The sequence below is a fragment of the Acidimicrobiales bacterium genome (genome assembly GCA_035540975.1).
Classification (GTDB): domain Bacteria; phylum Actinomycetota; class Acidimicrobiia; order Acidimicrobiales.
Genome location: DATLFN010000151.1, coordinates 1 through 7,471, shown reverse-complemented (window position 1 = coordinate 7,471; position 7,471 = coordinate 1). Strand labels below are relative to the sequence as shown.

10 protein-coding genes are annotated in these 7,471 nt (G+C 73.6%); 6 read left to right on the top strand and 4 right to left on the bottom strand.

Going from position 1 to position 7,471, the window contains the following annotated elements; all coding sequences use genetic code 11:
- The first annotated feature begins 314 nt into the window (after window positions 1-314).
- Together VM242_15105 and VM242_15100 are read left to right on the top strand one after the other, a co-directional pair.
- Entirely contained in the window at window positions 315-590 is a 276-nt protein-coding gene (locus VM242_15105; GenBank protein ID HVM06492.1) for a hypothetical protein, read from the top strand.
- Between the two features lie 135 nt (window positions 591-725).
- On the top strand, window positions 726-1,616 hold the full coding sequence (locus tag VM242_15100) for an ABC transporter substrate-binding protein (GenBank protein HVM06491.1): 891 nt from the start codon (window positions 726-728) through the stop codon (window positions 1,614-1,616).
- Window positions 1,617-1,641: 25 nt separating this feature from the next.
- On the opposite strand, the gene VM242_15095 is transcribed toward VM242_15100, so the two are convergent.
- The 4 genes from VM242_15095 to VM242_15080 form a co-directional block, all read right to left on the bottom strand.
- The gene (locus VM242_15095; GenBank protein ID HVM06490.1) at window positions 1,642-2,358 is read right to left on the bottom strand and encodes a hypothetical protein; all 717 of its coding nucleotides are present in this window, start codon (window positions 2,356-2,358) and stop codon (window positions 1,642-1,644) included.
- Window positions 2,359-2,682: 324 nt separating this feature from the next.
- Window positions 2,683-2,877 (bottom strand): hypothetical protein, encoded by a 195-nt coding sequence (locus VM242_15090; GenBank protein HVM06489.1) that lies wholly within the window; start codon window positions 2,875-2,877, stop codon window positions 2,683-2,685.
- Window positions 2,878-3,030: 153 nt separating this feature from the next.
- On the bottom strand, window positions 3,031-4,299 hold the full coding sequence (locus VM242_15085; GenBank protein HVM06488.1) for a hypothetical protein: 1,269 nt from the start codon (window positions 4,297-4,299) through the stop codon (window positions 3,031-3,033).
- 408 nt (window positions 4,300-4,707) lie between these two features.
- On the bottom strand, window positions 4,708-5,751 hold the full coding sequence (locus VM242_15080; protein HVM06487.1) for a hypothetical protein: 1,044 nt from the start codon (window positions 5,749-5,751) through the stop codon (window positions 4,708-4,710).
- Window positions 5,752-5,954: 203 nt separating this feature from the next.
- Here VM242_15080 and VM242_15075 point away from each other — a divergent pair, with 203 nt between their 5' ends.
- The 4 genes from VM242_15075 (at window position 5,955) to VM242_15060 (ending at window position 7,314) form a co-directional block, all read left to right on the top strand.
- Window positions 5,955-6,233, top strand: a complete 279-nt coding sequence (locus VM242_15075) for an acylphosphatase (protein HVM06486.1) — start codon at window positions 5,955-5,957, stop codon at window positions 6,231-6,233.
- A gap of 38 nt (window positions 6,234-6,271) precedes the next feature.
- Window positions 6,272-6,550 carry a 4a-hydroxytetrahydrobiopterin dehydratase gene (locus VM242_15070; protein ID HVM06485.1) on the top strand — a complete coding sequence of 93 codons (279 nt, stop codon included), beginning with the start codon at window positions 6,272-6,274 and terminating at the stop codon, window positions 6,548-6,550.
- A gap of 7 nt (window positions 6,551-6,557) precedes the next feature.
- Window positions 6,558-7,046, top strand: coding sequence for a TlpA disulfide reductase family protein (locus VM242_15065; protein ID HVM06484.1), 489 nt, complete (start codon window positions 6,558-6,560; stop codon window positions 7,044-7,046).
- 79 nt (window positions 7,047-7,125) lie between these two features.
- Window positions 7,126-7,314 carry a hypothetical protein gene (locus tag VM242_15060; protein ID HVM06483.1) on the top strand — a complete coding sequence of 63 codons (189 nt, stop codon included), beginning with the start codon at window positions 7,126-7,128 and terminating at the stop codon, window positions 7,312-7,314.
- Window positions 7,315-7,471: the final 157 nt, after the last annotated feature.

Sequence of the window (7,471 nt, the reverse complement as noted above, 5' to 3'; positions counted from 1 at the left end):
CCGCAGATCGTCGCCGCACCCCCCGTCCGCCCGCCTCGGTCACGGTCGGGCGGACGGGGGGTGCGGCGACGATCTGCGGCGCGGCCGCCGCGGTGGGCCGGCGCGTGGGGCGGCGCCGGTTGCGGTCACCGGCGGCTCGGGACGTTGACATGGTCGGGAATCCTCTCGGGGCATGGCCGGCGTTGCTGCGGCACCTGCTCCCTGGAGCGGAGACCTCACGCCGGAGTCCCGGCGTGGCGCACTACGACCTCGACAGCGCCGTGTGCGCCGTACCGGGCCAGCGTACTCGCGCCGGGGCGTGGTCTAGTGGGAACGTGAAGAAGCTCGCCGACTACGGCCGCGACGACCACCCCGCCGACGACCTCGAGCGCGCCCAGGTGGCGTGGGCGGTCGCCGTGCTCGACGACTGCGACGAGTGCGGCGACCTGCGGGTCGAGCTGACCGTCGAGGAGGTCGGCAGCCCCGGCTCGGGGCTGGTGGCGCACCTCTCGGTGGCGTCGGCCCGTCAACTCCGGTCGGCGCTCACGACGGCCCTCCGCGACGTCGGCGCGGACACCCCGGGGCCGGGCACGCCGAGGCCGGCGCCCTAAGAGACTGGTGTCAAACGGGTCGGCCGCTGACGCGGCCGAACGGCTCGGGTGGCCTGACCGGCGCTTTCTCGGCCGCCCCGTCACCGTCCGGCAGGAGGAGCCGGGTTCGACAGAGAAGACCTAGCCTGCGCCGCCGTGCGGATCGTCTCGCTGCTCCCGTCGGCCACCGAGATCCTCTTCGCCCTGGGCCTGGGCGACGAGGTCGTGGGCGTGACGTTCGAGTGCGACCATCCGGCCGAGGCCCGTTCCCGGCGGATCGTGTCGACGTCCGCCCTCCCCGACGGGCTGGCGCCGGCCGAGATCGACGCCGTGGTGCGCCAGCGCCTGGCCCGGGGCGACGACCTGTACCACCTCGATCGCGGCGCCTTCGCCGACGTCGAGCCCGACCTCATCGTCACCCAGGACCTGTGCGCGGTCTGCGCGGTGGACGTCTCCGAGGTGGAGGACGCGCTGGCCCACCTCGGCTGCCGGTCGGCGGTGGTCACCCTCGACCCCGTGCGGCTGGACGACGTCGTCACCTCGATCGGCGTGGTGGGCCGGGCCACCGGCCGAGACGCCGCGGCAAGCGACCTCATGGCGTCGCTGCGAGCCCGCCTCGACCGGCTGGCGGCGCGGCTGGACGGCGTGGCGGCGCGCCGCACGCTCGTCCTGGAGTGGACCGACCCGCCGTTCTCGGCCGGCCACTGGGTGCCCGACATGGTCGCGGCCGCCGGCGGCGTCGAGGTGCTCGGCCGGGGCGGCGAACGCTCGGAGGCCGTCACCTGGGGCCGGGTCGGCGGCTGCGGCGCCGACGTCGTCGTCGTTTCCCCGTGCGGGTACCGGCTGGACGGTGCCGTCGCGCTGGCCGACGAGGTCGCCCGGGCCGGGCACCTACCGGCCGGGGCGGAGGTGTGGGCAGTCGACGCCGACGCCTACGTCGTGCGCCCCGGGCCGCGGCTGGTGGACGGGTGCGAGATGCTCGCCACCGTCCTCCACCCCGACCGCTGTGGCCCGCCCGACGGCCCGAGGGCCCGCCGCATCGCCTGATGCGGCCGGACCGGATCGTCGCGCCTCACGACGCCCCCGCCAGCGACGCGACCGTGACGCCGACGATCACCGCGTCCGACGACGCCGACGACGCCGACGACGCCACCACGCTGACGAGCGGTCCGGGCGGCGGACCATCGGGACCGGCAGGACCGGCGCAACCGCCGGTGACGTCGAGCGACTCGAAGACCAGTCCACCGATGCGCACGGACGCGCCGGACGCCACGCGCTGGTGGAGCGCGGTGGCGAACGCCGGTGTCACCGATGCCTCGACGGTCGGGTGGAGGGCGACGTACATCCCCGTCAGCAGGTTCCGGAGCGCGCCGTCGCCCCCGAAGAACGTGTCGGCGTCGCCGGTCGCATAGGGCCCGTCGCGTTTCACGCGGGCCAGTGCGCCGTTGTACCACCCGGCCGGCCTCACCGAGATCAGCCCCCAGGCGTCGGCACGGATGTCCAGGTACTGACCGGCCCCGGCTTGGAGGGGCACGGGAGTGTCGGTACCGCCGGACGAGACGGCGGCGAAGCACGTGGACCCGGGCGGCGCCCCCGCTTGCTCACCCTCGCTGGGGAGGGGCACATGGATGGTGCCGGCGGTCGACGGACCGCCGCTCACCGCCGCGATCCAGGCCTGGGGGAACATCGAGACGTTCCACGCCGGCAGCTGCGGTTGCGCCGACTCCCCGTACAGGACGGTCGTGCAAAAGCGCGGGTCGGCGAAGGCCGTGAGCGCGTCGTTGGTCATGGGGTCGGACTGGAGACACCGTAGGAAGAGGCCGTAGCCGTCGCTGAACCTCGAAGTCGACGGGGCGTAGGCCTCCGACGGTGAGGCCGACTCGGGCATCCACGAGCAGAAGTCGTAGAGCGCAGCCGAGCTCGTGCCGTTCGAGTCCGTGGGCCAGTTCCACGGGCTCGACGGCACGAGCAGCTGCATGCTCGCCGGCACCGACGCGTCGACGGTGCCGACTTTGGCGGCCAGGGTCGTGCGCGGCCTCGCCCGCGCGAGCGCGGGGACCTCGGCCCCGAGGCCCGAAGCGACAGCCAGGAGCGACGACGAGATCAGGGCGGCCTACAGCTCGATCTCGATGCCCCGGGTGGGCTCGCTCGGCTCGCGCCGGACCGACCGGCACGGGTACCCGGAGATGATCTTCACCTTGGCTTTGAAGGCGGTCTCGTAGCCGTCGCTGTACTTGGCGACATAGGCCCAGTACGTGTTGCCGTCGTCGGCGTTCGCAACCAGCCAGGTCTTGCCGTGTCCACCCATGGTGGCCTCCTTGTGAGCCCCGAGGTGACGGGGCTCCTCGTGGGATGCGCGGGACTGCCGGGCTCCTCCGTCGCCGTCCACCGGACGGTGCCGTCCGGTGGCGGCGGCGGGAGCCGATTGCTCGGGCCGACCGGTCGTCGGTCGGCGGGGTTGCTAGGACAGGCCGGGCTGGGCGGTGATGAGGCCCATCAAGAAGGGGTAGGTCGCCGTCGACCGGCCCTTGAAGCTGGTCGACGAGCCCGACTTCTCGATGGTGTCCGACTCGTGCCCACCGCTGCCGCCGAAGCGGAACGGACCGATGCGGATCCCGGCGGACGCCTCGTACTTCGTGTACTGCTCGTTGTACGTGCTGGCGTCCATGGTGATCTCGTACGACGGCTGGTAGCCGGCGACGAGGCCGACGACCTGGAGCGGCAGCAGCCCGTCCTTCCCGAAGACCGGCGACGTCCCGCCCGTCGGCGTCCACGGGTTGTAGAAGTTGCCCTGGCCCCGCAGGGTCTTCATGTACCCGCCGTTGTACCAGGCCCCCGGCTGCACGGTGACGAGGGTGGTCGTGAGCTCGATCGTCGCCGCGACCGACTGGTCGGCCTCGTTGAGGCTCCAGTTGTCCCAGGACCCGCCGGCTTCGATGCCCCAGAAGAACCGGTCGAAGCTGGCGTTGGCGCCGGCCCACGACTTGGTGAAGTCGTAGCTGCCCTGGCTCTGCCCGAGCTTGATCGTGACGTGGTTGCCGCCGCCCTGGGAAAGGAGGTTGACCCAGTCCTGGCCGCTGGAGGTGCTCATCGAGAAGGCCGGTGCCGACACGAGCGTCCCGTCACCCTGGTTCACGGCGGTCCACCCGGGCGTGATCGTGGTGACCGATGCCGGCGGGGTGGCCGCCGCCAGGGCCTGGGTCAGCGTCGGGCTCTGCTGGCCGAATGCCTGGGCGTACGTGCGCTGGGCGATGGCCACGGCTTCGGAGTCCTTCTGGAGCGTCCCCGCCCACCCGCTCTGGGCGACCCAGTCCGTCCACACCGGAGCGGGAACGCCGGCGGGCAGGTTCGCGTTGGCCTGCGCCCACGCCTGGTTCCGGGCGATCGTGTCGTTCTGGAACTGGTTCTGGGCGGCTACCAGCAGGTTGTGGGCGTTGGTGACGGCCTGCTGGATGTCGGGCGGGATGGTCGGGTTCACGTGCTGGAGCACCTGCTGGTACGAGTTCAGCAGCGTGGCGCCCGAGGGGTCGTACTCACCCACGGCCGACCACTGCGGGACCGAGTTCATCAGGCTCAGTGCCGGGGCCGCGATCTGGCCGTTCGGGGCCGTCGGCCACCACCAGTCGAGGTAGGGGTAGATGAGCTGGAAGTCCTGGTTGCCGCCTCCCAGCACGCTGGAGAGGATCTGCTCGTACGTCTGGCCGAAGAGTTGCTCGTCGGTTGTCGTCATGGGTGCTCCCTTTCGTCGGTGCCGCGTTCTGGACAGCCGCCGTGGCGGTGCATCGGCCGGGTCGCCTCGGCCACCGTGGCTGCTCGCGCGCGCATCGGGCGACCTCCGCTTCGCCCCCTCTCGTGCGCCGGGTCCCTCCTTGCGCACCTGCTACGCCACGTTCACCGCTGTTCTCAATACGTAGGCCGAAATCGACGAGAAGTCAACAGCGGTTGATGCGGCAACGTCCGAAAATTACGACAAACGGGAACGATCGCCCGGGCCGGGCAGGCCTGCCACGTCGACGGCCGGTACGGCGCTCGAGGGTGGTCTCGGCGATGCGATGCAGCGCGCCGCCCGACGGTCGTGCTGGCGGCCTGGAATGCCACGCCGCCCGCAGGACGAACGGGCCTGGGCAAGGGGCCGGCGTCACCGGTCCCGTTCCCCGCCCTCGTCGGGAGGACCGTCGTCGTCGGCTTCGGGCCGGAGCGAACGCGCCGTCCGGCGGCACCGGCGCAGCACGTCGACGACCCGGGCGGGCGCCACGTCCGACAGGTCGGCCGAGGGCGTGACCACCACGTTGGCCCAGTGGCTCTCGCCGAGCCCCAGGCGACTCCAGACCCGGCGCACCACGGCCGCCCCGTCGGCCGGGGGCGCACCGACCGAGCCCGGCGAGACCATCCCGACGAGGAACCCGGTGCCCGCCTCGACGGCCTCGCCGAGCTCCTCCTCGACGACCGTCTCCAACCGCTCGTCACCGATCGCCAGGAAGCGGGCGCCGGCCCGACGGAGCATGGCGACCGGTGCGCCGTCGACGTCGCACCACACGCCGCCGTCGCCGCCGCAGGCCGCCAGCGCGGCGGCCAGCACCTGCTCGGCCGGGCCCGCCTCCGGGGCGGGCAGGCGGTCCCAGCCGCTGGCCGAGGCGACGGAGCCGCGGAGGACGTCGACCAGCAGGGGCTCGTCGAGCTGCACGAGCACCCGGGACGCCCGGGACAGCCGGCTCCGCACGTCGGCGGCGTGCTGCCCCAGTCCCTCGACCAGCGACTCGATGAGGTCCCGGGTCGCCCCCCGGTCGGCCAGGAACTTCTCCCCGCGGGGCAGCTCGACGGCCGCCGCCAGGCTCCACGGGCCCACCGCCTGGATCTTGACCGGCCCCGGGTGGGCGCCGCCCACGTCCTCGAGGACGTCGAGGTCGCGCTCCAGCGTCTCCCGTGCCCGCCGCTCGTCGCGGCTGGAGCGGGGCACGATCCGCCAGCGCCCGGCGAGCACGTCGGCGTGGAGACCGACGAGCATGGCGACCGTGCGCCCCACGGGGTCGGCGCCGGCGCCGCGTCCGGGCAGCTGTGGAAGGTGGGGGAGGTCGCCCAGCTCGCCGAAGACGATCCGGGCCGCCTCGACGGCATCGGTGCCGGGGAGGGGGCCGAGCCCGGTGGCGGCGCCCGGGGGCCACGGCACCGTCCATTCCCTCACGGGTCGAGGCTAGGAGACCGGTGCCGGACCCGGCTCCTCCTGCCGGACGGCGACGGGGCGGCACAGAAATCGCAGGCCGGGCCGGGCGAGCCGTTCGGCCGCGGCAGGCCCGACCCGTTTGACACCGGTCTCCCGGGCGGGCCGCACCGGCAGGGCGACGCCCGGGTGCCGACCGCCGGGCGCACGGCGGCGAGAATGGGCCGGTGGACGCGAACGTGATCCGCCGCCGGGTGGTGGTCGACGGCCGCGTCCAGGGCGTCTTCTTCCGCGACACGTGCCGCCGGGAGGCGGTCGCCGCCGGCGTGGCCGGGTGGGTACGCAACCTGGGCGACGGGCGGGTGGAGGTCGTGGCCGAGGGTGGGCCCGAGGCGGTCGAGCGCCTGGTGTCGTGGTGCCGCCACGGTCCGTCCGGGGCCGTCGTGACCGGCGTGCAGGTCGCCGAGGAGCGGGTGGAGGGCGTCCGCGGGTTCTCGGTCCGGTGATCCGGCACGGCGCCGGCATCGCCGTTAGCATCGCGGACGTGGAACGGCTGTCCGACGATGCCGTCGACGCTGCGGCGTCCGGCCTGGGCTGGGAGCGGAAGGGCGACCGCCTGGTCCGCATCGTGGAGCGCCAGGACTTCGGCCACGCCATGGAGTTCGTCAACACGGTCGCCCAGATGGCGGAGGCGGCCAACCACCATCCCGACATCACCATCCGGTGGAACATCGTCGAGCTGACGCTGTGGACGCACACGGCCGGCGGTGTCACCCAGGCCGACGTCGAGATGGCGGGGGCCATCGAAGGCCTCCTGGGCTGAGGTCGCCGTGCCCCTCGCACCGGGCGCGGCCGCGCCCGCGTTCAAGCTGCTCGACGCCGAGGGCACGCCGCGTTCGCTGGCCGAGTTGACGGCGGGCGGGCCCGCCCTCCTCGCCTTCTTCAAGACCAGCTGCCCCACCTGCCGCCTCGCCTTCCCGGTGATCGGCGAGCTCGAGCGCCGGTACGGCGACGCCGTGCCCGTCGTGGGCGTCACCCAGACCGACCTGGGCACCACGACGGCGTGGCTGGCCGAGCACGGCTTCGCCGGCCCCGTCCTGGACGACGAGCGGGGCCGGTTCCAGGTGTCGAACGCCTACGAGGTGCGCTCCGTCCCGACCCTTGTCCTGGTGCAGGACGGCCGCGTCGTCGCCACGAGCGAGGGCTGGGACCGCGACCGGATGAACCGCTGGGCCGCCGACCTCGGGGCGGCCACCGGGCGGGAGTCGCCGCCCGTGAGCGTGGAGGGCGACGGGCGGCCGGTCTACAAGCCGGGCTGAGGCTCGCGGAACCGCCGCTCGGTCTGAGCGGCTCGCCCCGCGGCGGCCCGGTTGGGCCGCTCGGTAGCCTGACCGGGCCGTGGGCGCCCCCACCCCTCTCGTCGCCGTCGCCGCCTACCACCTGGCGGCCGGGCGCGTCGTCGACTGGTCCCGGGGCGGGTACGCGGTGCCCGAGGGTTACGTGGCGTGCCTGCGTCGCGCCGGCGAGGAGCCTGTCCAACAGGCCTTGTTCGACGAGTTTGCTAGATTCGTGGGTGGTGGACACTGAACGTATCCGTCCGAGCGCGCGGCGCGCGGGACAAGTACCATTGCAGAGCATGGGCGCAGAAGGTCTGCCGGAGCGGCTCACGCGCCTGCCCGGAGTCTTGACCTGCGCCTCGAGGGTGACTTCCCCGTCGGAAACGGCGCAGGTCAAGACTCCGGGC